Origin of the sequence: Actinomadura verrucosospora, assembly GCF_039540335.1 — a bacterium.
GTDB classification, from domain to species: domain Bacteria; phylum Actinomycetota; class Actinomycetes; order Streptosporangiales; family Streptosporangiaceae; genus Spirillospora; species Spirillospora verrucosospora.
The window spans coordinates 112,071-135,389 of record NZ_BAABEV010000004.1; the positions used below are offsets into that span (position 1 = coordinate 112,071).

Sequence of the window (23,319 nt, forward strand, 5' to 3'; positions counted from 1 at the left end):
ACTCTGCGGGCGCCGGCCCCGTACGGGACAATGTTTCGGGGAGGAACGAAACATGTACCGCATCGTGGTGGGCCCGGGCGACCTCGCGGCCAGCCGTTTCGGGATCGCCCCCCTGATCGAGGTGCACAGCGCGCTCGGCGTGGTCGCGGGCCGGATGCCCGTCGGGCCCCTCGGCCCCTGGGTGGAGCGGGCCCGGCCGGCGTACCGCCGCGTGGCCGGGGACCCGGCCCTGCGCGCGCTGGCCTTCCTGCGCCGCCCGCACGGGTACATGGCCGACTTCGTCGTCCCGCCGCCCTCCCGCCCGAACCTGACGGTCGCCGACCAGCTGGCGACCGTCCGGGCGACGCCGCTCGACCAGGCGCGCCGCGAACTCGCCCGCAACCTCGAGGGGCTGCCCGAGCCGGACGCCGCCGTCCGGGAGGTGCTGGAGGCCCCCGACGTCGTCGAGCGGCTCGCGGCGGGCCTGGAGACGGCCTGGCGCGCCCTCCTGGAGCCGGACTGGCCGGTGCTGCGCTCGATCCTGGAACGTGACATCGTCCACCGCGCGGGACGCCTCGCCGCCTACGGCTGGGCGGCGGCGCTGGACGGCCTGTCCCGCAAGGTGCGGTGGCGCGACGGCCTCATCGAGGCGGACATCCACGGCGACGCCACCTACCGCCTCGGCGGTGCCGGGCTGACGTTCGTGCCCGTCGTCTTCGCCGAGCTCGGCGCGGCGCTCGAACAGGACTGGCCGTACACGCTCATGTACCGGGCCAGGGGGGTGGCGGCCCTCTGGGAGAGCCGGGAGCCGCGCGGCGAGGACGCCCTGGCCAGGCTGGTGGGCCGCACGCGGGCCGACCTGCTGCGCCTGCTCGCCGAGCCCGCCACGACCAGCTGGCTGAGCGCCCGCCTCCGGATGAGCGTCGGCGGGATCGGCGACCACCTCGCGGTGCTGCGGGAGTCCGGGCTGGTCACGCGCGAGCGCAGCGGCCGCTCCGTCCTCTACCGCCGCACGGCCGTCGGCGACGTCGTCATCGGAGCCGACTAGACCCCACCGGAACCGGCTGAAGCCGCCCCGGGAAGGTCTCCGGGACGGCTTCGGCGGGGCGGTGCGGCGTCAGACGCCGAACTCGGCGACGATCGTGGCGCGCGCCAGGGTGTGGGCGGTGATGTTGAAGCCCACGACGGCCGGGGAGGTGTCCGGGCCGAGGCCGAGCGACTCCACGTCCAGCGCGTGGACGGTGAAGACGTAGCGGTGCGGGTCGCCGGGCGGCGGAGCGGCGCCGCCGAACGCCCTGCCCCCGTAGTCGTTGCGGGCGTGCACGCCGACCTTGGCGTCCTCGGTCCCGGCGCCCGTCGGCAGCTCCGTGACGCTCGCGGGGATGTCGAACAGCGACCAGTGCCAGAAGCCGCTGCCGGTCGGCGCGTCCGGGTCGTAGCAGGTCACCGCGAAGCTCTTCGTCGCGTCCGGGAACCCGGACCAGCGCAGGTGCGGGGACTCGTTGCCGCCGCTGAAACCCCAGTCGTCGAACACGTGCCGGTCCGCGAGCCGCTCGCCCTCGGCGATGTCGTCGCTGGCGACCGTGAACGAGGGGACCTCGGGCAGGTGCTCGTGCGGAAGCGGGGGCTTGCCGGGCATGGCGACCTCCTCCATCAGGATCATCGTGACACCACATCTCTACCAGGGGGCGTCGCGATCTAACGGCCCCGCCGCGAACCCGGCGGCGTCACGATCGGCGCCCGGCGCCCCGCGGCGCCGGGCATGCCGCCGCTACTTGCCGGTCGCCTCGATGTAGGCGGCGACGACCTCTTCGGGGTCGCCGTCCATGTGCATGCGGCCCTCGTCGATCCAGATGACGCGGTCGCACATCTCCTTGACCGTGTCGAGCTGGTGCGCGACGAGGAAGACCGCGCCGGCGTCCTTGCGCAGCTCGTCGATGCGGCGCTTGCTCTTGGTCCGGAACTTGGCGTCGCCGGTGGCGAGCGCCTCGTCGATCAGGAGGACGTCGTGGGTCTTGGCCGCGGCGATCGCGAACCGGAGGCGGGCGCCCATGCCGGAGGAGTACGTCCGCATGGGGTACTGGATGAAGCCCTCCTTCAGCCCGGCGAACTCGACGACCTCCTTGTACTTGGACCGGGTCTCCGCCGGGGTCATGCCCATCGCCAGGCAGCCGAGGACGATGTTGCGCTCGCCGGTGAGGTCCTTCATCAGGGCCGCGTTCACGCCCAGCAGGGACGGCTGCCCGTCGGTGTAGACGCCGCCGCTGTGCGGGGGCAGCAGCCCCGCGATCGCCTTCAGCAGCGTCGACTTGCCGGAGCCGTTGGTGCCGATGATCCCGACGGCCTCGCCCCGGTACGCCACGAACGACAGGCCCTTGATCGCGTGGACCTCGGTCATCGACGGGCGGTGCTTGCGGCGAAGGACGCGCGAGAACGCGCTCGCGGCGTTGCCCTTGCCGCCCGCGCCGTACACCCGGTAGACGATGTGCAGGTCGTCGACGACGACGATCGGCTCCCGGGTCGGGTCGATCTGGAGGGTCCCGCGGACCTTCGTGTCAGCCACGGCCGTAGCGCTCCTCGGCACGGTAGAAGAACAGGAATCCGCCCACCAGCATGACCGCGGCCCACAGGATCGCGTACAGCCACAGCTGCCCCGTCGAGGTGGCGTGCGCGAGGCCTCCGACGTAGTTCCGGTACTCGCCGAGCAGGACGTGCCGGCTCAGCTCCACGTACACGTACGCCGGGTTGAGCTGGAGCAGCTCGCCCAGCCACGGGTAGTCGGCGAGCCGCGAGCCCGGCTTCATCAGCGACGGCAGGCTGAAGATCACGCCGGACATGTAGAGCCAGGTCCGCATGACGAACGGCAGCAGCTGGGTGATGTCGCGGTTGAACGCCCCGAGCCGCGCCATGACCATGCTGATGCCCACGTTGAACATCAGCTGGAGCGCCATCACGGGGACGAACAGGAGCATCTGGAAGCTGACCGGCTCGCCGAACGCGAAAACGATCACGAACAGCACGACCAGGGCGAGCAGCAGCTGCTGCAGCTCCACGATCGCGATCGCCAGGGGCAGCGTGGCCCGCGGGAAGTGCAAGGCCCTGATCAGCGAGAGGTTGTCGCCGACGGACTTGGAGCCCGATGTGACCGACCGCTGGGTGAACCCGAACAGGAACACGCCCGTCACCAGGAAGGGAATGAAGTCGGGCACTCCGCGCTTGGTGTTCAGCAGCAGACCGAAGATCAGGAAGTAGACCCCGGCGTTCAGCAGCGGGGTCAGCAGCTGCCACACCTGACCCAACCGGGAGTCGGTGTACATCGAGATGTTCTTGGCGGATGCGAACGCCCAGATGAAGTTCCGGCGAGCCCACACATCCTGGATGTACTTGCGCAGCGGGGGGCGCGCAGCGCTCTGCCTCAGCCCGTATCGTGCGGCGTAGTCGGCCAGGGTCCCGTTCACGTGAGGAGGCTCCGCGATCGTCCCGACCGACTCGCCACCCGGGGTTCCGAGCCGTTCCGGGTGACTCATGTCGCGAAGCCTATTGCAGTCGCTGAGTCCACAGTGACGTTCGCCCGCATGTGACCCCCGATTTGAGATCTTTACGGAATCATGTCGGCCTCCCTGGGGATACCCGGGTCATGCGCGTCAACCATTCGCGGCGCACTTTCGTGCCGTCACGGTCCGTCACCCGGCGCCGGTCGCGGCAGGCTCAGGAGCATCGGGCCTGGCCCCAGCGCGTCCCCCTGCTGCGCAGGCTCGGCCGGATGGACCGGTGGGCGTTCGACCAGGTGGCGGCGGCCCGGCTGCGCGGGCTGGAGTACGTCCTGCCGCGGCTGTCGCGGTTCGCCGACCACGGGGTGCTGTGGTTCTCGGCGGCCGGCGCGATGGGGATCGCGGGACGGCCGCGGCTGCGCCGCGCGGCGCTGCGCGGGGCCATCGCGATCGCCGTGGCGAGCCCCGCGGTGAACATCGTCGGCAAGCAGGCCTTCCGCCGCCGGCGCCCCGTCGTCGATCTCGTCCCCCCGATCCGGATCCGGTGGAAGCTGCCGACCTCGCACGCCTTCCCGTCCGGGCACTCCGCCTCGGCCGCCGCGTTCGCGACCGGCGTCGCGCTGGAGGCGCCGGCGGCGGTGGCGGTCCCGGTCGCGGCGACGGCCGCGGCGGTGGCCTTCTCCCGCGTCTACACCGGCGCCCACTACCCGGGCGACGTCCTGGCGGGTCTCGGGATCGGCGCGCTCGCCGGGGTCGGGACGAGGATGGTGTGGCCCTCGCGGCCTCCGGTCGCGCGCCTGGCCCCGGACGGGGGCGGGCGCGTGCCCGTCGCCCAGGACGGGCGGGGCGTGGTGGCCGTCGTCAACCTGGGGTCGGGCCCCTCGGCCGAGACGGACGCCGGGATCCTCCCGAGGCGCTCGGAGATCGCGCTCGCGCTGGTCGAGGCCGAGCTGCCCGCGGCGGAGATCGTCCGGGTGGAGCCGGGAGGGGACGTCGACAAGGCGTGCGCCGAGGCCGCCGAGCGGGCCGAGGTGCTGGCCGTGGTCGGCGGCGACGGCACCGTGAACGCGGCCGCCCGGGCGGCGCTCGGCCGCGACGTCCCGCTGCTGGTCGTCCCCGGCGGGACCTTCGACCACTTCTCCCGCGCGGTCGGCGTCGAGACCGCGACGCAGGCGATCAGGGCCTACCGGGAAGGGCGGATCGGCCGCGCCGACGTCTCCTACGTGGCGCCCGTGTCCGCTCCGGCGGGGGACGAGGCGGAGCAGATCTTCCTCAACACCGCGAGCATCGGCGCCTACACCGAGGTCGTCGAGCGGCGGGTCCGGCTGGAGAGGCGGATCGGGAAGTGGCCCGCGCTCGCGGTCGCCGCCGTTGGCACGCTGCGGCACGCCGAGCCCGTCGAGCTGATGGTGGACGGCAGGCGCCGGCGCGTGTGGCTGGCGTTCGTCGGCAACGGCGTCTTCGGCTCGTGGGGCGCCGCGCCCACCTGGCGCGAGCGCCTCGACGACGGCAGGCTCGACGTGCGGATGGTCACCACCGGCAGCCGCGCGCCCCGCGTCCGCGCGGTCGCCGCGATCGTCGCGGGCCACCTGCGCCTGACGCCCGGGTACCGCTCGTGGCGGACGACCGGCATGGAGGTCATCTCGCCGGCCGGTGACCTGCGGCTGGCGCGCGACGGTGAGGTAGCGCCGCTGCCGCGCGCGGTGCGCTTCGGCAAGCACCGCCGCGCACTCCGGATCTTCACGATTCATGCCCCGGTGACCGGGTAGGGCACGGGACGCCCACGAAGGAGGAGATCACACGATGACCAGCCGTGACCTGGGAGTCGCGCCCGGCGACCTCAGCGACGACGACCTGTTCCGCGAGCTCGGCCACCTGTACGAGACGAGGCTGGACGCGCTCCGGCACGCCGCCGACCAGGCCTACGGCGAGCACACCCGCCGCATGAACGAGCTGGAGGCCGAGTACCTGCGCCGGCGCCCCGGCCGGGAGATCGACCCCGAGCGCATGCGCGCCGGGGCCCGCGCCCGCTGACGGCGCCAGGCGCGCGCCCCCAGCGCCGCCGCCCGGACGGCCCGGTACCCGTGACCGGCCCGGTGTTGTTCGGGCGTTCGTTCTGTTCGGGTAAAGACGCGGGCGCCCGCCGCGGGTGAGCGGCAGGGTCCGTGGGAGGTCCCGTGGGGATCGTCGGGGGGTGTGGTCTGTGGGGCGGATCGGGCCTGGGCTCCGTCGGGCGGGGCGGCGCGGCGTCCGGCGGTGGTGGCCCGTCGTGGCGGGCACCGTCGCGTCGACGGGGCTCCTGGTGGGCGCCTACCTGGAGGGCCCGCGACTGTCGGGCGTGTCGGCGGCGCTGGCCGTGCCTTACCGCGACGCGGCCAGGCGGGGCGGTCCCGGCGCACTGCCGCCCGAGCGCCTGATGAGCACGTTCACCACGCGGTTCGCGCCGGGCGAGCCCCGCGTCCACAACATCGAGCTCGCCGCCCGGGCCCTGGACGGACGGGTCGTCGAGCCCGGAGCGACGTTCTCGTTCAACGACGCCGTCGGACCCCGCACCAGGCGCCGCGGGTACGTGCCCGCGCCCGCGATCGTGGGGTCGCGGCTGGCGGACGACGTGGGCGGCGGCATCTGCCAGGTGTCCACGACGCTGTACAACGCGGTGTTCCTGGCCGGGCTGGACATCCGGAAGGCCCGCGCCCACAGCCTGTGGATGCCGGAGTACCCGGAAGGGCGCGAGGCCGCGGTGTTCTACCCGCAGCTCGACCTCACCTGGAGGAACGACACCCGCGAGCCGGTGCGGATCCAGGTGGCCTTCTCGGCGACGTCGCTGACGGTGAACCTGTGGGGCCGGCGCAGGTACGAGGTGCGGTCGCGGACGTCCGAACGGTACGGGTTCCGGCCGTTCGAGGCGGGCGTCGGCCGCGGCGGCGCGTGCATCGCCAGGACGGGCCGGGAGGGCTTCGAGGTCGACGTGTGGCGGACGCTGCTGGCCGACGGGCGCGAGGTGCGCCGCGAGAGGTTCCACACCGAGTACGGGCCGCAGGCCGAGGTGGAGTGCCTCTGACCCGCGTGGCAGGGTGGGGAGCATGGAGGGAACGTTCGAGCTCGGGCCGGAAGACGGGCGGCTGCTCGTCCGGACGGGGCGCAGCGGGCTCGGCCGGCGCGCGGGGCACGACCTGACCATCGAGGCGACGCGCTGGTCGGCGGCGGTCGAGGCGCGCGAGCCCCTGGACGCCTCGTCGGTCGAGGTGACCGTCGACGTGGACGGGCTGGAGGTGCGCGAGGGCGCCGGCGGCGTGAAGCCGCTCACCGACCAGGACCGCGCGGAGATCGTGAAGAACCTGCGGAAGGTCCTGGACGTCCGGCGGTATCCGCGGATCCGGTTCGTCTCCACCGCGATCGGCGCGGACGCCGTCGAGGGCGATCTGACGATCATGGGACGGGTCAAACCGGTGCGGCTCGCGGCCGCCAGGGAGGGCGACCGCGTGCGCGGCGGCGTCACCGTCGAGCAGAGCCGCTGGGGCATCAAGCCCTACTCGGCGTTCTTCGGCGCGCTCCGGCTCGCCGACGAGGTCGAGATCGAGTTCGAGGTCCGCCTGCCCGAGTAGCGCCTGCCCGAGCGGCACCGCCCGAGAAGAGCCGCCCCGTGGCGCTGACCGGGGCCGTTTCGGAGTCGGCCCGTCCCGGGTTTCCCGGACCCCTGAAGATCGAATGCACTAAGGTTCGTGATCACCGCATTTCGGACAGACGATCTTCAGGGGGCCGCGGTGGCAGAGCTGAGCAGGCGGGACTTCGGCAAGGCGGCGGGCCTGGCGGCCGCGCCGGCGCTGCTCGCGGGCTGCGCGTCCGGCGGATCCGGGCCGACCAAGAACGCCCAGGCCGCGGCCGCGGCCCGCACGTGGGGAGTGACCGGCAAGGCGCTCGCCGGCCTCGGCGGCTTCGACGCCACCCTCAAGAGCTTCATGCAGGCGCGGGCCATCCCCTGCGGGCAGCTCGCCGTCGTCCGCAAGGGCAAGCTGATCCTGTCGCGCGGTTACACCTACGCCGAGGCCGGCGCCTTCAAGACGCAGCCGACCACGCCGTTCCGCATCGCCAGCATCTCCAAGCCCGTGACGGCGACGGCGGTGCTCCGGCTCGTCCAGGACGGGAAGCTGAAGCTCACCGACCGGGTGGCGACGCTGCTGGGGCTGTCCACGACGGCCGACCCGCGCCTCAAGGACGTCACGGTGCTGCGGCTGCTGCAGCACCTCGGCGGCTGGGACCGCGACATCACGCCCGACCCGATGTTCCGGGACGCGGCGATCGCCAAGGCGCTCGGCGTCGCGCTGCCGGTGTCGCAGGCGAACATCATGAAGTACACGTCCGGGCGCGCTCTGGACCACGCGCCCGGTGCGCAGTACGCCTACTCCAACTACGGCTACATGCTGCTCGGCCGGATCATCGAGAAGGTCACCGGGAAGAAGTACCAGGACTACGTCCGGCAGACCGTGCTCGCCCCCCGCGGCATCACGCGGATGCGCCTGGGCAAGTCGCGTACCAAGGTCACCGGCGAGGCCCCGTACTACTCGACCTACACCGGCGCCACCGTGTTCGACAACAGCGGCACCAAGGTGCCCTACCCGTACGGCGCGTTCAACCTGGAGAACATGGACGCGCACGGCGGCTGGCTGGCCACCGCCATGGACCTCACCCGTTTCGCGGGCATCTACGACGGCGGGTCGATCCTGACCTCGACGTCCATCAGCCGGGCGTTCGCCAAGCCGGAGACGGGCGTCAACGCCGACGGCTGGTACTACGGCTGCGGATGGCAGGTGCGCCCCGTGACCGGCGGCCGCAACACCTGGCACAACGGAAGCCTGGCCGGAACGTACACGCTGCTGGTCCGGCGGTACGACGGGCTGTCGTGGGCGGTCCTGTTCGACCAGCGTCAGGAGGGCTCCGCGGCGAACTACGCCGACATCGACGCGGCGCTGCACAAGGCCGCGAACGCCGTGAAGACCTGGCCGACCGGCAACCTGACCTCCACCTACTTCTAGCGCGGGGGCCCGCCTCTGGCGCGGGCCGCGCGCGTGTACTGGTCGTCCAGGCTGCGTGGGAACGGCATCATCCGGTGCCGTTCCCGCCAAGGCGCGTACTGGCGAACGGCGTTGAACCCCGCCGCGGTGACGATCCGGTCGACGTTCGGGCCCGGCACCCAGGCGGGATAGACGTCCAAGTGGGCGACGGACCGGGGCAGGCCGTCCGGCCTCGCGGGCGACACCAGCGTCATCGGCGGACGGACCCGTTCTGCCGACGCCATGTCCTGCGCGTAGGCGACGAGCTGGAGCGTCTCCGCGTCGGGGCCGCTGTGCACGATGAGCCAGCCGTCCACGTCGACCGGCTCCGACGGGGGATCGGCGAGCGCCAGCGGCACGACCTCGTCCGACACCGCGCGCAGGTAGGCGTCGTGGGACGGGTCGAGTTCCTCAAGGACGAACGTCCGGTCGAAGCGGAGCGGGCCCGCCGGGAGCAGGGGCCGGTAGGCGTCCCAGCGCAGCAGGCGGGCCAGATGCGTCGTCCTGGTCCCGGAGGGGAATCCGGTCAGCTCGCCCCGCAGCCCGGCGGGGAACGCGTCCACGATCACCTCGTCCGGGCGGAGGGCCGCCGGGTCGGCGGTCGCCACGACGTCCCAGCCGTGCGTGACGCGCGCGTCGGCCGCGAAGCGGGACCCGGTCACGACGGTGACCGGTCCCTCCCGCCCGAGGGTGTGCAGAACGGCCCGGAGCCGCGTCAGATGCCCGAGCCCGTCACCGGCCGCGTAGCAGAGGATCAACGCGCCTCGTCGAGGACGGCCAGGTAGCCCGCGGTCTCGGCGGCCGGGGTGAAGTCGCGCCGGATCCGTTCGGCGGCGGCCGCGCCGAGCTTGGCCAGCTCCTCGCCGCCCGCCCGCGCGGCCCGGTCGACCGCAGCGCGGCACGCGTGCGGGTCGCCCGCCGGGAAGGTGAAGCCGATCTCGTCGTCGGCCACGTCCGCCAGCCCGCCCGCGTCCGAGGCGATCAGCGGCACGCCGAGCGCCGCCGCCTCCAGCGCCACGTTCGGCATCCCGTCGTAGAACGAGGGGAGCGCGACGAGGTCGCAGCTCGCGTAGACGGCCGGAAGGTCGTAGCGCTCCAGGAACGGCAGGAACGAGTGCGGGACGTCGCGCTCCGCCAGCCACTCCCGCACGGAGTCCTCGACCTCGCCGACGAGCAGCAGGTGGAAGGCGCCGGTGCGGCGCGACGCCGCCAGGGCCTCCAGGAAGAAGCCGACGCCCTTCTTGACCTTGAGCTGGCCGACGAGCCCGATCGTCCGGCGTCCGGGGGCGACGTTCTCCTCCCGCCAGGCCCGCCCCCGCTCCCGCTCGGACGGCAGCACCCGCCACTGCGCGGTGTCGACGCTGTTGGCGACGAACACGACCGCCGCGTCCGGGGCGAGCGCCGACACCAGCGGCGCGTGCGAGCGGGCGACGACGCACACGCGCGACGAGGCGCGCAGCGCGTCCGCCAGCACGCCGCGCCGCCGCATCGAGAAGGCGCCGACGTCGATGTCGTTGCCGCGCAGCAGCGTCACCAGCGGCGCGCCGAGCAGGGAGGACAGGACGGGCGCGGCGAGCATCGCGTGGACGCCGCCGAACGCCACGACGTGGCTGTACCCGGTCAGGTCCTCGGCGGTGATCGTCGTCCACAGGCGGCGCAGCGCGTGCTCGGAGTCGTCCCCGAGCGGCGCGGTGACGAGCCGCCCGCCGTGCTCGCGCGACACGCCCCACGGCCGCGCCCGCCGGGTCAGGTGGGCGACGTCGACCTCGGCGCCGGCGGATCGCAGGCCCCGCACGATCCGGTCGCACGACTGCGCCATGCCGCCCCGGCTCGGCGGGTAGTGCTCGGTGATCCACAGGACGCGGGGCATCAGCTGTCCACGAAGCCGGTGTCGTCGTCCGGTCCCCAGTCGCCGCCGTAGGAGTAGTCGTCGCCCGGGTTGAACGCACCGCGGTCGTACTGGTCGAACGAGGAGTACCAGTAGCCGTCGTTGTAGGTCTGCGAGCTGCCCCGGTAGTACTCGCGCCGGTACCCGTGCGTCCAGCCCGGCTGGTGCGGGTCCTGCGTCCGGTACCCCTGCGCCGCGGCGCACTCGGGGCACAGCGCGTTCGGCCCCGCGTGCTCGCCGCACACCGGCCGGCCGCACTGCGGGCACGCCGCCACCGCGGACCGGCCGCAGCGTCCGAGCACGAAGAACCCGGTGGTCACGGTGCAGCGGTTCATGTGGTCCTCCTCGCGGCCGTGCCGGGCGGCGTCCACCGGAACGGCTCCGTCGACACCTGCAGGATCCGGTCCACCAGGATCCCCTCCTCCACCGGCCCGGGGATCTTCCCGCTCGCGCGGATCACCAGCCGCCGGCCCTGCTTCACCTGCACCCTGACCCAGCGGGGCGGCGGCGAGGCGGGCCGCTGGACGGCCGCGTCCTTGGCCAGCCGCCGGGTGACCCGCACGAGCTGCACCGTCTTCGACTTGCTCTTGAGCTTGATCTTGCCGCGCGCGTTCCTCTTGCGGTACTTGCGGTTCCGCACCCGGTCGGTGACCGAGAGCTCGACGACGCTGCCGTCGCGCAGCTCCGCCCGCATCCGGAGCCACGGGTCGATCGCGTACCACTGCTTGAGCCCCGAGATCGGGGGCCGGGAGGGGAGGTCCTGCATCGGACCGTTCTTCTCCGGGACGCGCGACCCGCGCATGTCCGCGGACACCGACAGCACCCCGTCGGGGGGCATGTCGGCCGCGAGCACCCGCAGCAGCGGCACGAGCACGCCCGGGACCCGCGCGTGCAGCCGCCACCTGTTCCGCCGCACGTGCGCCCCGTGCTGCGCGAGGCTCTGGATCACCGGCTCCCAGTCGTCCCGCCGCAGCGAGACGGAGAAGCCCTGCTCCAGGGTCAGCGCCCTGTGCAGGGGATGGAACCGCTCGATGGCGGCCTTCTGCTTACGCCAGAACATGACGAACCACCTATCGACCCCGTGTCAGCGTGCGGTAGACCTCGGCCAGCCGGTCGCGCGACCGCGCCCAGGTCAGGCTCTCCTCGATGTGCGCACGGCCCCTCCGCCCCATCGCGGCGGCCTCCTCCGGGTACTCCAGCAGGATCCGCACGGCCCGGGCCAGCTCGGCGGGACGGTCCGCCGGGACCAGCCGCCCGTGCCGCCCGTCCGCCATCAGCTCGCGGACGGCGGGCAGGTCCGAGGCGACCACCGGGACGCCCGCCGCCATCGACTCGATCACCTTCAGCGGCGCGCACCCCTGGTCCAGGTTGCGGGCGCAGCCGGTCAGCGGCGCCACCGACACCTCGGCGTGCGCGAGCCACGCGGCGACCTCGTGGTGCGGCAGCGCGAACCGCCAGTCGACCCGCTCGGCGACGCCGATGCGCTCGGCCAGCCGCCGCACCGGCTTGGCCCGCCGCTCCGGGACGGACGCGCAGACCACCAGCCGCAGGCCGGGCAGGTCGGCGAGCCGCGCGAACGCCCGCATCAGCACGTCCAGGCCCTGCCACGGCTGCAGCGCGCCGACGTAGACGAGGTACCGCTCGGGCGCGCCCTCGGGACGCCGCGGCGTCTCGCGGACGTCGGCGCCGTTGGGGACCAGGTGGATCCGGCCCTCCCCCGGCACCCCGAGGCCCCGGACGGCCTCCCCGATCACCCGCGACGGCACCACGACGGCGTCGCTGCGCTCCAGGCAGAACCGCTCCAGCTCGCGGATCTTGGCGAGCGTGGCGGGCGCCGCCCAGGGCCAGGTGTGGCTCATCTCGATGGACGGCAGCCCGTTGACCTCGTACACGACCGTGTGGCGCCGCCCGTCCGCGACCGCCGGAAGCGCGCTCCACGGGTCGCGCACATGGACGACCTCCAGCGTCTCCCAGTGCGGCCGCAGATGGGCCGCGACCCAGCCGGAGAACGCCTCGGCCCGGTCGATCAGGTTGGGGACCGCGGCGTCGAACCGCGCGACCTCCCGCGTCCCCTCCCGCTGGTAGCGCGGCAGGTCGCCGCCGCCGATCGCGGCGAGCAGCCCGCCCCCGAACCGCGTGAAGAGCTCGTCGGCCATCTGCGCGATGTGGACCGCCGACCCCTTGCTGGACGGGAACCGGTCGAACGCGACGTACGCCGCCCTGTGCCGCATGGGCCCGTGCTCGATGGGACCGTGCTTCATCCGACCGCCGCCCCCTCCGGCACCGTCCGCAGCCCGCGGTGCCAGGCGATCTGGTCGGCGAGCCCCTCGGCCAGGCCCGTCGCGGCCGTCCAGCCGAGCAGTTCCCGGGCGCGGGACGTGTCGGCCCAGGTGCGCGCCGCGTCCCCGGCCACGGGCGTCTCGCGCCGGATCTGCGCCGGGACGCCCAGCGCGCCGGTGAGCATCGCGATCGCGTCGCGGACCGCCACGTGCTCGCGATGCCCGACGTTGACGGCGACGCCGGGTGGCAGGTCCTCGGCCGCCGCCGCCAGCGTGGCCGCGACGACGTCCCGCACGTGCGTGAAGCTCCTGGAGCTGCGCCCGTCACCGAACACCGGCAGCGGGCGCCCGTCCAGCGCCGCCTCGACGAACCGGTGGAACGCCATGTCGGGACGCTGCCGGGGGCCGTAGACCGAGAAGTACCTGAGGAGCACCGTCCGCAGCCCGCTCCCGGCGGCCGTCCGCGCGAGCCGCTCCGCCTTCGCCTTGCTGACCGCGTAGGGGCTGGCCGGCTTCAGCGGATCGTCCTCCCGGTTCGGCCGCGGACCCGCCGACCCGTACACCGACGAACTGGACGCGACGACGACCTTCGGCCGCGAGCGGGGCGGGCGCTGCACGCAGGCCGCGAGCAGGCGCCGCGTCGCCGCCACGTTGTCCCGCTCGACGACCGCCTTGCCCGGCCCCCACGAGTCGCGCACGCCGGGACGTCCCGCCAGATGCACGACGACGTCGGCGGCCGAGACGGCGGTGAGGTCGTCCACCGCCAGGTCGAGCTCGGCGGCGACGACTCCCGGCCTGGTCGCGACCTTCGCCCATGTCCGCCGGGCGACGCCGGGACTCAGCGAGCGCCCGGGCGCGTCGACGGCCAGCACCTCGTGCCCCGCCTTCGAGAACGCGTCGACGACATGGCTTCCGATGAACCCCGCCGCACCAGTGACCACCACCCGCACCCGGGCACTTTATCCGTCAGGCCCCGAAGGGGACAGGGCTCTCGTCCCTGCTCACATAGGACTTCCTGCCGGGACATCCGGGGGAACGCGGGGGCGGGGAGCCGACCACCCTGTTGCCGTTACTTAGAGTTAGGCAGCAACTTCAGGGGGACATGGGGCTGCTGTGCGTATCAGAACGCTCATGGGGGATAGGCGCGCCAGGGGCTGGGGACCGCCCGCGGCCCCCAGCCCGCTCATCCTCTGGCCCGGCCCGGCCGGAGGACGTCTGCCGATCCCGGCCCCGCTCAGCGGGGACGGGCCACGCGGGTCTCGTCCCAGACGGGCTCCGCCGACTCGTAGACCGAGCCGTCGGACCCGAAGACCAGGTGGCGGTCGAAGGCCCGGGCGAACCAGCGGTCGTGCGTCACCGCGACGACCGTGCCCTCGTACGACTCCAGCCCCTCCTGGAGCGCTTCGGCGCTGGCCAGGTCGAGGTTGTCGGTCGGCTCGTCCAGCAGGAGCAGGGTGGCGCCGCCCAGTTCCAGGAGCAGGATCTGCAGGCGGGCCTGCTGGCCACCGGAGAGCGTCTCGAAGGGCTGCTCGGCGCACACGTTCAGCTCGTAGCGCGTGAGCGCGCTCATCGCGTCGTTGCGCAGCCGCGCGTGCTCGGTCATGACGATCTCGCACGGGGTGCGTCCGGCCAGATCGGGACGGGCGTGGGTCTGCGCGAACAGCCCCGGGACCACACGCGCCCCGAGGCGCGCCACACCCGTGTGCGCGACGGGCCTCACCGGAGTCGCGCCGCGCGGGAGCGCCTCGGCGACGGCCGCGAGAAGCCGCAGGAAATGCGACTTCCCGGAGCCGTTCGAGCCCAGCACGGCGACGCGCTCGCCGTACCAGACCTCGGTGTCGAACGGCTTCATCAGGCCCGTCAGTTCGAGGTTCTCGCAGACCACCGCGCGCTTGCCCGTCCTGCCGCCGCGCAGGCGCATCTTCAGGTTCTGGTCGCGGGGCGGGACCTCCGGCGGCCCGGCCTCCTCGAACTTGCGCAGCCGGGTCTGCGCCGCCCGGTAGCGGGACGCGAAACCGTCGTTCACCGTGGCCTTGGTCCGCAGGGTGTTGACCAGCTCCTTGAGCTTGGCGTGCTCCTCGTCCCAGCGGCGCCGCAGCTCCTCCAGGCGCTCGTTGCGGTCGCGGCGCGCGGCGGCGTAGGTGGAGAACCCGCCGCCGTGGATCCACACCCGGGACGCCTCGACGGTGACGATCCGGTCGGCGGAGCGGTCGAGCAGCTCCCGGTCGTGCGACACGAGCAGGACGGTCTTCGGCGTCTCCCGCAGCCGCTCCTCCAGCCACCGCTTGCCCGGGACGTCCAGGTAGTTGTCGGGCTCGTCCAGGAGAAGGACCTCGTCGGGGCCGCGGAGCAGGGCTTCGAGCGCGAGCCGCTTCTGCTCGCCGCCCGACAGCGTGCGGACCTCGCGCCACCGGCACGAGTCGTAGGAGACGCCGAGGGCCGCGACGCAGCACGCGTCCCAGAGCACCTCGGCCTCGTAGCCCCCCGCGTCGCCCCAGCCCGCGAGGGCCGTGGCGTAGCGGAGCTGGGCGGGCTCGTCGTCGCGCTCCATCATCACCAGCTCGGCCGCCTCCACCGCGGCCGCCGCCTCCCGCACCCGGGGCGGCGCCAGCGACAGCAGGAGGTCGTGCACGTTCGACCCGTCCCGCACGCTGCCGATGAACTGGCGCATGACGCCGACCCCGCCGCTGTGCGCGACGGTCCCGGACTGCGGCGCCAGGTCGCCCGCGATCAGGCGCAGGAGCGTCGTCTTGCCCGCGCCGTTCGGGCCCACCAGGGCGGCCGTGACACCGTCGCCGACGCGGAAGGAGACGTCGTCGAGCAGCATCCGGCCGTCCGGCAGCACATGGCCGACGTGGCCCACTTCGACGTGTCCCATGAGGCCGAGTGTCGAGAAGCCCGCCCCGGACCGTCAATCCATTTAACCGTCCCGTGCGCTGACCAAGGCGTGGCCGGCGGGCTTCGAGGGCGGACGGTCCTGAACAGTCCTGGTCACCTCTCCGGGAAGCAGCACTGGCAGCAGTCGTACTGCGCCCGGACCCGCTGAGCCCCGACCCGACCCGGGCATGGCCCTCAGCAGAAGCGGCTCCCCCGGGGCCGCTTCGTCATGTGGGCGGCCAGGCGCCCGGCCCCCGGCACCTCGACCCCGGCGCGCCGAATCGCCCGCTCTCCGCGGACGACTCGACCTGGGGCCGGCTTCGCCATGCGAAGTCGGCCCTACCGTTCTGGGCGGCTCACTGCACCAGCAGCGACCGGACGTGGTCGACCACGGAGCCGAGGGGGATCTTGGACGTGTCGCCGGTGGCGCGCTCGGTGACCTCGGCGGCGCCCTCGGCCAGGCCGCGCCGCCCCACGGTCACGCGGAAGGGGATGCCGGTCAGCTCCACGTCCCGGAACTTCACTCCGGCGCGCTCGGCGCGGTCGTCGATCACCACCTCGACGCCCGCGGCCGCCAGGCCCGCGTAGACCTCCTCCGCCGCCGCGGCCACGTCGGCGTCGTCGGACTGGGCGGTCACGACGGCGACCTGGAAGGGCGCGACCGCCACCGGCCACACGATCCCGCGCTCGTCGTGGTGGGTCTCGACGATCACGGCCATCGCCCGCTCGATCCCGATCCCGTAGCTCCCCATGACCACCGGGACGGAGCGGCCGCCGGCGTCCAGCACCTCGACGCCCAGCGCGCGGGAGTAGCGGTCGCCCAGCTTGAAGACGTGCCCGACCTCGATCGCCCGCAGAGCCTCCAGCGGTCCGCCGCACCGCGCGCAGGGCTCTCCCTCCGCGACCTCGCGCAGGTCCGCCCAGGCGCCGACCTCGATGTCGCGGCCGACGTCGACGCCGCGCAGGTGGACGTCGTCGGCGTTGGCGCCGGTGAACATGTCGCGGCGGCCGCGCAGCGCCTCGTCCGCGATCACCGGGAGCGGCGCGCCGACCGCGCCGAGGCTGCCGGGCAGCGCGCCGAGGGCCTCCCGGATCTCGGCGGGCTCGGCCGCCCGGAGTTCGGCGGCGCCCGTCGCGTCCACGAGCTTCTGCTCGTTGAGCGGGTGGTCGCCGCGCAGCAGGACGAGGGTCGGCGCGCCGTCCAGGACGTACACGAGCGTCTTGATCTGCCGGTCGGCGGGCGCGCCGTACGCCAGCAGGTCGTCGATCGTGCGGACGCCCGGCGTGTCGAAGCGCTCCGGCGCGTCCGGCCCCGGGCCGTCCTGCACGGCGGGCAGCGCCGACGTCGCGCGCTCGACGTTCGCCGCGTACCCGCAGGCCGGGCAGCGGACGACGACGTCCTCGCCCACCGGCGCCGGGCACATGAACTCGGTGGAGTCCGAGCCGCCCATGGCGCCGTTGGACGCCTCGCACGCCAGCGCCCGCAGGCCGAGCCGCTCGAAGATCCGCGCGTAGGCGCCGAGGTAGGCCTCGAACGAGGCGTCCAGCCCGGCGCGGTCGACGTCGAAGCTGTAGGCGTCCTTCATCGTGAACTCGCGGGTCCGCAGCAGCCCGCCCTTGGGGCGCGGCTCGTCCCGGAACTTCGTCTGGAACTGGTACCACTGCTGCGGCAGCCGCCGGTAGGAGTCCAGCTCGCGGGCGACCGTCGCGAAGATCTCCTCGTGCGTCAGGCCGAGGGCGTGCTCGGCGCCGCGCCGGTCGCGCAGCCGGAACAGCTCCGCGCCGATCAGGTCCCAGCGGCCGGACCGCCGCCACGGCTCGGCCGGGTGCATCGCCGGCAGCAGCATCTCCTGCGCGCCGATCGCGTCCATCTCCGCGCGGACGATCTGAATGATCTTCGCTCGGACGCGGACGGCCAGCGGCAGCAGCGAGTAGTGGCCCGCCGTGAGCTGCCGGACGTACCCCGCCCGCAGCAGCAGCCGGTGGCTCGGCGCGTCGGCCTCGGCGGGGTCCTCTCGCAGCGTGGGCACGAACATCTGGGACCAGCGCATCGTGCGAGGGTAGCGAAGGTGACCTGACTAATGGCCTGTGGTCAGTACCCTTGTGGCCGTGAGTCGAGAAGGTGTGACGCCGCAGAGCGAGGATTTCTCCGCCTGGTACAACGAGCTGGTGGTGCAGGCCCAGCTCGTCGACCGCGGACCGGTTCGCGGCACGATGGTCATCCGCCCGTACGGTTACCGGGTGTGGGAGCTGCTCCAGGCCGACCTGGACCGGCGCATCAAGGAGGCCGGGCACGACAACGCCTGCTTCCCGATGTTCATCCCGGAGTCCTACCTCAAGCGCGAGGCCGAGCACGTCGAGGGCTTCTCCCCGGAGCTGGCGGTCGTCACGCACGCCGGCGGCAAGGACCTGGAGGAGCCGCTGATCGTGCGGCCGACCTCCGAGACGGTCATCGGCGAGTACATGGCCAAGTGGATCGACTCGCACCGCGACCTGCCGCTGCTGCTGAACCAGTGGGCGAACGTCGTCCGCTGGGAGATGCGCCCCCGGATGTTCCTGCGCACCACCGAGTTCCTCTGGCAGGAGGGCCACACCGCGCACGCCGACGAGGGCGACGCCATGCGCGAGACGATGTGGGCGCTCGACGCCTACGCGAGCGTCGCGCGGGACCTGGCGGCGATCCCGGTCGTGGCGGGGGAGAAGACGCCCGGCGAGCGGTTCGCCGGCGCCGTCCGCACCTACACGATCGAGGCGATGATGCGCGACGGCCGGGCCCTGCAGGCCGGCACGTCCCACTACCTCGGCACGAACTTCGCCAAGGCCTTCGAGATCCAGTACCAGGACGAGGAGGGCAGGCTCACCCTCGCCCACACGACGTCCTGGGGCATGAGCACCCGCATGATCGGCGGCGTGATCATGACGCACGGGGACGACAAGGGCCTCGTGATGCCGCCCCGGCTCGCGCCCTACCAGGTCGTGATCGTCCCGATCGGCCGCAAGGAGCAGGGCGAGCAGGCCGCCGCCGAGGCCCGCCGGCTCGGCGCGGCGATCAAGTCGATGGGCATCCGGGTGCACGTCGACGACAACCGCCCGCAGCTGTCGCCCGGCTTCAAGTTCAACGAGTGGGAGATGCGCGGCGTCCCGATCCGCATCGAGCTGGGCAAGCGCGACATCGAGAACGGCGTCGCCACCGTCGTCCGGCGGCTCCCGACCGTCGAGGGGCAGGGCAAGGAGCCCATCCCGCTCGACAAGGTGCCCGAGGTGCTGCCGGGGATGCTCGCCGACTTCCAGTCGTTCCTGCTGGCCAGGGCCGAGAAGTTCCGCGACGACAACACCGCCGTCGTGGACGGCTGGGACGCGTTCACCGCGCAGGTCGCCACCGGCTGGGCCCGCGCGTTCCACTGCGGCGACACCGCCTGCGAGGACGACATCAAGGCCGAGACCGCCGCGACCCCGCGCGTCATCCCGACCGACGCGCCCGAGGAGACCGGCGTCTGCGTGAAGTGCGGCCGCCCGTCCGCCTACGGCAAGCGCGTCATCTTCGGCCGCGCCTACTGAGGACGCATCCGGCCGCCTTCCGCGGCCCCATCAGGGCGGGCCCGTCATGGACGGGCCCGCCCTGCGGCGTTGTGGGGCTTCCGCCCAGCCTGTGGCAATTCGAAATGCTTTCGGTCTTGCTACGCGGAGAGATGCCATGACGGTCAGTACTGCTGCGGCCGACTGACCGCAGAGCAGACCTCAACCAATCCGAGGAGCTTGTCATGCACCTCTCCAATCGCCACCGCCTGGAGGCCGCACTCATCGGCCTGCTCGCGGTCGTGTGCGCCGTCGCGCTGGCCGCCGGCAGCCTGGCCCTGGCCCTCACGGTGAGCAATGCCACACTCCCGGTCATGGTGAAGGACTGGGGAATCTGCCAGAACGGGGCAGAGGTGCGGAGTTGGAGCACCCCTGGGACCGGGACCCCGAACGACGGTGTCATCATCGAGCCCCGTGTACAGCCGGGTTGCTCGTTCGTCGTCAAGGACGAGAACGGGCGGTCCTACCGGCAGGTGATCCGCTCGCATCGCTACGTGGTCGTGAAGAGCCGCGAGCGCACCTTCACAAGGCTGGTCGACGGGCGGAACCCCGCCGACTGCAGGGTCGGGAAGCTCTACTCCATCGACTGCCTGCACTTGGAACTGCCGTCGACCGGGGCGTCATCCGGCTGACGGCCGGAACCCGGGGTCCTCGGAGCGTGCGCCGCACGCTCCGGGGGCTCCTGATCGGGCTCGCCCGCCCGGCGGCGGGTCAGGCGTCCTTCGGCGCGCGGGCTTCCGCGCGCCGCCGCGTCAGGTACGGCTGGACGAACCACGCCCACCCGCACAGGAGCACCGCGACCACGACCGTGGCGACGGTTGCGGCGGCCTTCTCCGACAGCGCCTGGACGACCAGCGTGGTCGCGGCGGTCATCGAAACGCCCAGCGCGAAGGCCCCGGCGATCCCGAACCGGTTCGCGCGCCGGATCAGCAGCGCCTTCTGCCCGAGCCGGAAAAGGATCCGGTGCTGGATGACCGGGGCGATGAAGCAGACGGACGCGAGCCCCGCACCGAACAGCGAGACGTAGAAGAGCGCCCTGCCCGTCTCGCCGACCTTCGCGTCGAAGCTCGCCGAGAACGGAACGGTCAGCAGGAACGCGAACAGCACCTGCACGCCGGTGGTCGCCACCCGGAACCCCTGGAGAAGTTCCATCAGCTGCCGGTCCAGCCGTTCGTGCTCGGTCTCGTTGCGGGGCTTGCGCGAGGGGTCGACGCTCATGGATGCCGTTTACCCCGGCAAAACGCCCGTCAGTCGCGCCGCTGAAACGTTCTAGCCGAGCGTCGGCGGCTCCACCCGCAGAGCGAGCATGGACACGTCGTCGCGCAGGTCGCCGTCGCAGTAGTCGAGCAGCGCCCGCTCCACTCCGGCGAGCATCTCCTCCGGGGGCTTCCCGGCGTGCCCGGCGAGCGCCTCCAGCAGCCGCTCCTGGCCGAACTCCTGCCGCGCCATGTCGCACGCCTCCAGGACCCCGTCCGAATGCAGGATCAGCGTGTCGCCGACGGACAGGTCGATCGTGTCGAGCCCGGCCTCGAAGTCCTCGAACAGGCCGAGCGGGACGCCGCCGCGCGACGCCGACCTGATCACCCCGTCGGCGCGGACGACGATCGCCGGCGGGTGGCCCGCGGTGCCGAGCGACACGATGATCCGCTCGGTCTCCAGCGTCAGGCTCGCCATCACGGCGGTGACGAACCGGTCCTCGTCCATCAGGGCCTCGTTCACGGTCGCGAGCACGTCGCCGGGACGGGCCTTCCACCGCGACGCGAGCCGGACGCAGTGCCGCGCGGTCGACGTCACGGCCGCCGCGTCCTCGCCCTTGCCGCACACGTCGCCGAGGACGAGCCCCCACCCGTTCTCGGTGCGGAACACGTCGTAGAAGTCGCCGCCGACCTCCGAGCCGTGCGTGGAGGTCAGGTACCGGGCGGCCACGCTCACGCCCGGGATGGACGGGAGCGTCTTCGGCAGCAGCCCGGCCTGCAGCGTGTCGGCCACCTCGGCGCGGCGCCGGTAGAGCCGCGCGGCCCGGATCACCAGGGCGAGGTAGCGGCCGAGCCGCTGCACGACCCCGAGGTCCATGAGGTCGAACGGGCCGTACTCGCCGCTGGCCGCCAGCGTGATCGTGCCGATGGCGCGCTCGCCGTCCTCGATGGGGACGCTGAGCACCGACGTCACGCCGATCTTGCCGCAGACCGGCAGCCCGTCCGGGCACATGCCGAGCACGTCGAGGTTCTCCACGTGGGGGCGCAGCGCGCTCTGCCGGGTGACGAACACGTCGTGGGGGAGCGTGTCCTCGGCGGGGTCCACCTCTTCGAGCATCCTCGCGGCCTCGACGGACCGCTCGTCCTCGGGGCCCATCACGACCTGGCGGCGCAGCACGGGCGCCGCGCCCGCCGGCGGGCCGCCGGTCCCGGGGCCGGTCAGGTCGATGAACGCCCAGTCGGCCAGCTCGGCGGCCAGCAGCCGGGCGCAGCGCCGGACGGCCACGGTCTCGTTGAAGACCGGCTCGTCCAGCAGCAGCTCGCTGGCGGTGGCGAGGACGTCCATCCGGTGCACGATCGTGGCCACGGCCTCGTCGTCGCCCTGCCCGCCGTCGGCGGCCCGCACCCGCGCGGTGCCCGCCGCCTGGACCTTGGACGCCGCGGGCCCGCCGTCGTCGGCGGGGGTGGTCGTCGGCCCGGCGGCCACCACGACCATCGGGTCAGGTTCGCCGCGGATCCACACCCGCGCCACCGTCAGCACGGCGTCGATCGGGTGGTCGCGGCCGAGGAACCGGACGCTGACGCGGCGCCGCTGCCCCGTCCGGATCGCCGCCGCGAGCTGCGACCGGACCGCCGCCCGGGTCGCCATGTCGCAGAAGGCCGTGAACTGCTTGCCCGACACGTATCCCGCCGACGTGCCGAGCAGCATGGCCGCCTGCCGGTTGACGCGGCGGACGTTCGTCGTCCGGTCGAGCAGGAACAGCGGAACGGGGGCGTCCTGGAAGACCGTGCGCAGCACGCGCCGCTCGTTCTCCGCGGCGGCCGACCCTCCCGGCTCGCCGGACTGCTCGCCGCCCATCGTGCGCAGCACGGTCAGCGCCAGCTCCAGCTCGACCAGCGCCGCGTCCAGCGTGGCGCGCAGGTCGGGCTCGGGCACGCCGGCGGCCTGGCGCAGCTCGCCGATGCGTCCTTCGAGATCCGAGATCTCCCGCAGGAGGGACTCGGGCTCGAGCTGGTCAGGCCGATCGTGCATCTGGTCTCCTTTCGTCCGCGTCACCACGGTGGACCAGGGCGGCTCCCGCCCGTACCGGGCCGGGCACCGTTCTACGGGGCCGCTTCCCGCAGCCTATGCTCCCCGCCCGCACCTAGGGCAGGCCCTGATGACCGACGATACGCTGGGCCAGCGCGGTGAGCTTCACGTGGCGCGTCTGTGAGATGCGACGCATCTCGGCGAATGCCTCGTCGGCGTCGCAACCGAGCGCGTGCATGAGGATTCCCTTGGCCTGGTCGACCACCGCACGCGCCTCGACGGCCGCCTGGAGCTGGACGGCGGTGCGGTGCACGTCGTCGTACTGGCGGCTGTTCGAGAAGGCCGCGGTGCCCTGCGCCACCAGCAGGGACGCGATCGCGTGCCGCTCGGGCCCGAGCGCCTTCGGCGTCACCCCGTACAGGGTGAGCGTGACGAGGACCGGGGGGTTCAGGTGCGGGGACGTGGTGAAGCAGCGCACCCCGCGGCGCAGCATGTCCGACATGGCCTCGGGCCAGCGGGTCTCGGCGAGGATGTCGTCGGAGGACAGCGCGCGGCGGTCGGCCACCACGTCGAACAGCGGCCCGTGCCCGCGGGACAGCTGCCGGTCGGTGACCTCGGCGAGGTCGGGATGGCTGGCCGCGGCGGCCAGCGGTTCGGGCCGGTTCTCCTCCGCGGCGTCGCGCTCGTCCCGCAGCGGCATGTCCGGCATGCCGCTCGTGCGGTCGGGGATGACGACCGTGGAGCCGACGCCGCCGTACGCGCTCGGCAGCGCCCAGCGCACGCTCGCGGCGCCGGCGCATCCGGGCACGGCGCGCGCGGCGAGCTCGGTCACGCGGTGCAGGGTGCCCACGTCGGACGACTCTCCGACCAGACCCAGCCGGGCGATCTCCAGCGCGAGCTGGTCCGTCAGGACCGTTTCGGTGGGCGTCACCTTCCCGAGAGTAGCCTGCCCC

At 73.3% G+C, this 23,319-nt stretch carries 22 protein-coding genes; 8 read left to right on the forward strand and 14 right to left on the reverse strand.

The window, feature by feature from the left end; genetic code table 11:
• Positions 1-52 precede the first annotated feature (52 nt).
• The gene (locus tag ABD944_RS06290; protein WP_345173283.1) at positions 53-1,027 is read left to right on the forward strand and encodes an ArsR/SmtB family transcription factor; all 975 of its coding nucleotides are present in this window, start codon (positions 53-55) and stop codon (positions 1,025-1,027) included.
• A 69-nt stretch (positions 1,028-1,096) separates the two neighbouring features.
• Here the strand turns inward: ABD944_RS06290 and ABD944_RS06295 are convergent, their stop codons facing one another.
• The 3 genes from ABD944_RS06295 to ABD944_RS06305 all read right to left on the reverse strand — a co-directional run bounded on the left by ABD944_RS06295 (position 1,097) and on the right by ABD944_RS06305 (position 3,506).
• On the reverse strand, positions 1,097-1,618 hold the full coding sequence (locus ABD944_RS06295; RefSeq protein ID WP_345173601.1) for a YbhB/YbcL family Raf kinase inhibitor-like protein: 522 nt from the start codon (positions 1,616-1,618) through the stop codon (positions 1,097-1,099).
• A 132-nt stretch (positions 1,619-1,750) separates the two neighbouring features.
• Positions 1,751-2,542, reverse strand: a complete 792-nt coding sequence (locus ABD944_RS06300) for an ABC transporter ATP-binding protein (protein WP_345173284.1) — start codon at positions 2,540-2,542, stop codon at positions 1,751-1,753.
• Entirely contained in the window at positions 2,535-3,506 is a 972-nt protein-coding gene (locus ABD944_RS06305) for an ABC transporter permease (RefSeq protein ID WP_345173286.1), read from the reverse strand. The genes ABD944_RS06300 and ABD944_RS06305 overlap by 8 nt, the downstream gene beginning before the upstream one ends.
• A 110-nt stretch (positions 3,507-3,616) precedes the next feature.
• Between ABD944_RS06305 and ABD944_RS06310 the strand changes: the two genes are divergently transcribed.
• From ABD944_RS06310 to ABD944_RS06330, 5 genes are all read left to right on the forward strand, one after another.
• Entirely contained in the window at positions 3,617-5,239 is a 1,623-nt protein-coding gene (locus ABD944_RS06310) for a bifunctional phosphatase PAP2/diacylglycerol kinase family protein (protein WP_345173287.1), read from the forward strand.
• Positions 5,240-5,273: 34 nt separating this feature from the next.
• Complete coding sequence (locus ABD944_RS06315) at positions 5,274-5,504, forward strand: DUF6158 family protein (RefSeq protein ID WP_345173289.1); 231 nt, start codon at positions 5,274-5,276, stop codon at positions 5,502-5,504.
• 235 nt (positions 5,505-5,739) lie between these two features.
• Entirely contained in the window at positions 5,740-6,531 is a 792-nt protein-coding gene (locus ABD944_RS06320) for a VanW family protein (RefSeq protein ID WP_345173290.1), read from the forward strand.
• Between the two features lie 22 nt (positions 6,532-6,553).
• Entirely contained in the window at positions 6,554-7,075 is a 522-nt protein-coding gene (locus tag ABD944_RS06325; protein WP_345173291.1) for a YceI family protein, read from the forward strand.
• A gap of 159 nt (positions 7,076-7,234) precedes the next feature.
• The gene (locus ABD944_RS06330) at positions 7,235-8,503 is read left to right on the forward strand and encodes a serine hydrolase domain-containing protein (RefSeq protein ID WP_345173292.1); all 1,269 of its coding nucleotides are present in this window, start codon (positions 7,235-7,237) and stop codon (positions 8,501-8,503) included.
• On the opposite strand, the gene ABD944_RS06335 is transcribed toward ABD944_RS06330, so the two are convergent.
• The 8 genes from ABD944_RS06335 to ABD944_RS06370 all read right to left on the reverse strand — a co-directional run bounded on the left by ABD944_RS06335 (position 8,500) and on the right by ABD944_RS06370 (position 17,616).
• Positions 8,500-9,279, reverse strand: a complete 780-nt coding sequence (locus tag ABD944_RS06335) for a hypothetical protein (protein WP_345173293.1) — start codon at positions 9,277-9,279, stop codon at positions 8,500-8,502. The two genes, ABD944_RS06330 and ABD944_RS06335, sit on opposite strands and share 4 nt — an antisense overlap.
• Entirely contained in the window at positions 9,276-10,391 is a 1,116-nt protein-coding gene (locus ABD944_RS06340; RefSeq protein WP_345173295.1) for a glycosyltransferase family 4 protein, read from the reverse strand. Before ABD944_RS06340 ends, ABD944_RS06335 begins: the two co-directional genes overlap by 4 nt.
• A complete protein-coding gene (locus tag ABD944_RS06345) occupies positions 10,391-10,744 on the reverse strand; it encodes a hypothetical protein (RefSeq protein WP_345173296.1) in 354 nt (117 codons plus the stop codon). The genes ABD944_RS06340 and ABD944_RS06345 overlap by 1 nt, the downstream gene beginning before the upstream one ends.
• Positions 10,741-11,469, reverse strand: a complete 729-nt coding sequence (locus ABD944_RS06350; RefSeq protein ID WP_345173298.1) for a hypothetical protein — start codon at positions 11,467-11,469, stop codon at positions 10,741-10,743. The genes ABD944_RS06345 and ABD944_RS06350 overlap by 4 nt, the downstream gene beginning before the upstream one ends.
• 10 nt (positions 11,470-11,479) lie before the next feature.
• Positions 11,480-12,670: a glycosyltransferase family 4 protein gene (locus ABD944_RS06355; protein WP_345173300.1), complete on the reverse strand. Its 1,191-nt coding sequence runs from the start codon at positions 12,668-12,670 to the stop codon at positions 11,480-11,482.
• Positions 12,667-13,638: an NAD-dependent epimerase/dehydratase family protein gene (locus ABD944_RS06360; protein WP_345173302.1), complete on the reverse strand. Its 972-nt coding sequence runs from the start codon at positions 13,636-13,638 to the stop codon at positions 12,667-12,669. Before ABD944_RS06360 ends, ABD944_RS06355 begins: the two co-directional genes overlap by 4 nt.
• Positions 13,639-13,922: 284 nt before the next feature.
• Entirely contained in the window at positions 13,923-15,566 is a 1,644-nt protein-coding gene (locus ABD944_RS06365; protein WP_345173303.1) for an ABC-F family ATP-binding cassette domain-containing protein, read from the reverse strand.
• A 355-nt stretch (positions 15,567-15,921) separates the two neighbouring features.
• The gene (locus tag ABD944_RS06370) at positions 15,922-17,616 is read right to left on the reverse strand and encodes a proline--tRNA ligase (RefSeq protein ID WP_345173305.1); all 1,695 of its coding nucleotides are present in this window, start codon (positions 17,614-17,616) and stop codon (positions 15,922-15,924) included.
• 58 nt (positions 17,617-17,674) lie between these two features.
• Between ABD944_RS06370 and proS the strand changes: the two genes are divergently transcribed.
• Together proS and ABD944_RS06380 are read left to right on the forward strand one after the other, a co-directional pair.
• Positions 17,675-19,123: a proline--tRNA ligase gene (proS, locus tag ABD944_RS06375; RefSeq protein WP_345173307.1), complete on the forward strand. Its 1,449-nt coding sequence runs from the start codon at positions 17,675-17,677 to the stop codon at positions 19,121-19,123.
• Between the two features lie 203 nt (positions 19,124-19,326).
• A complete protein-coding gene (locus ABD944_RS06380) occupies positions 19,327-19,773 on the forward strand; it encodes a hypothetical protein (RefSeq protein WP_345173308.1) in 447 nt (148 codons plus the stop codon).
• Positions 19,774-19,852: 79 nt separating this feature from the next.
• On the opposite strand, the gene ABD944_RS06385 is transcribed toward ABD944_RS06380, so the two are convergent.
• From ABD944_RS06385 to ABD944_RS06395, 3 genes are all read right to left on the reverse strand, one after another.
• Positions 19,853-20,359, reverse strand: coding sequence for a DUF6328 family protein (locus ABD944_RS06385; RefSeq protein WP_345173310.1), 507 nt, complete (start codon positions 20,357-20,359; stop codon positions 19,853-19,855).
• A gap of 51 nt (positions 20,360-20,410) precedes the next feature.
• Positions 20,411-22,369: a SpoIIE family protein phosphatase gene (locus ABD944_RS06390; protein ID WP_345173312.1), complete on the reverse strand. Its 1,959-nt coding sequence runs from the start codon at positions 22,367-22,369 to the stop codon at positions 20,411-20,413.
• A gap of 112 nt (positions 22,370-22,481) precedes the next feature.
• Positions 22,482-23,297, reverse strand: coding sequence for an ANTAR domain-containing protein (locus ABD944_RS06395; RefSeq protein WP_345173313.1), 816 nt, complete (start codon positions 23,295-23,297; stop codon positions 22,482-22,484).
• Positions 23,298-23,319: the final 22 nt, after the last annotated feature.

What these genes read in the sequence shown, in the direction of transcription:
- ABD944_RS06385 (WP_345173310.1), bottom strand. Translation starts at nt 20,359, where the DNA reads ATGAGCGTCGACCCCTCGCGCAAGCCCCGCAACGAGACCGAGCACGAA.
- ABD944_RS06390 (WP_345173312.1), bottom strand. Translation starts at nt 22,369, where the DNA reads ATGCACGATCGGCCTGACCAGCTCGAGCCCGAGTCCCTCCTGCGGGAG.
- ABD944_RS06380 (WP_345173308.1), top strand. Translation starts at nt 19,327, where the DNA reads ATGCACCTCTCCAATCGCCACCGCCTGGAGGCCGCACTCATCGGCCTG.
- ABD944_RS06310 (WP_345173287.1), top strand. Translation starts at nt 3,617, where the DNA reads ATGCGCGTCAACCATTCGCGGCGCACTTTCGTGCCGTCACGGTCCGTC.
- ABD944_RS06365 (WP_345173303.1), bottom strand. Translation starts at nt 15,566, where the DNA reads ATGGGACACGTCGAAGTGGGCCACGTCGGCCATGTGCTGCCGGACGGC.
- ABD944_RS06345 (WP_345173296.1), bottom strand. Translation starts at nt 10,744, where the DNA reads ATGAACCGCTGCACCGTGACCACCGGGTTCTTCGTGCTCGGACGCTGC.
- ABD944_RS06355 (WP_345173300.1), bottom strand. Translation starts at nt 12,670, where the DNA reads ATGAAGCACGGTCCCATCGAGCACGGGCCCATGCGGCACAGGGCGGCG.
- ABD944_RS06295 (WP_345173601.1), bottom strand. Translation starts at nt 1,618, where the DNA reads ATGCCCGGCAAGCCCCCGCTTCCGCACGAGCACCTGCCCGAGGTCCCC.
- ABD944_RS06340 (WP_345173295.1), bottom strand. Translation starts at nt 10,391, where the DNA reads ATGCCCCGCGTCCTGTGGATCACCGAGCACTACCCGCCGAGCCGGGGC.
- ABD944_RS06290 (WP_345173283.1), top strand. Translation starts at nt 53, where the DNA reads ATGTACCGCATCGTGGTGGGCCCGGGCGACCTCGCGGCCAGCCGTTTC.
- ABD944_RS06370 (WP_345173305.1), bottom strand. Translation starts at nt 17,616, where the DNA reads ATGCGCTGGTCCCAGATGTTCGTGCCCACGCTGCGAGAGGACCCCGCC.
- ABD944_RS06350 (WP_345173298.1), bottom strand. Translation starts at nt 11,469, where the DNA reads ATGTTCTGGCGTAAGCAGAAGGCCGCCATCGAGCGGTTCCATCCCCTG.
- ABD944_RS06315 (WP_345173289.1), top strand. Translation starts at nt 5,274, where the DNA reads ATGACCAGCCGTGACCTGGGAGTCGCGCCCGGCGACCTCAGCGACGAC.
- ABD944_RS06305 (WP_345173286.1), bottom strand. Translation starts at nt 3,506, where the DNA reads ATGAGTCACCCGGAACGGCTCGGAACCCCGGGTGGCGAGTCGGTCGGG.
- ABD944_RS06325 (WP_345173291.1), top strand. Translation starts at nt 6,554, where the DNA reads ATGGAGGGAACGTTCGAGCTCGGGCCGGAAGACGGGCGGCTGCTCGTC.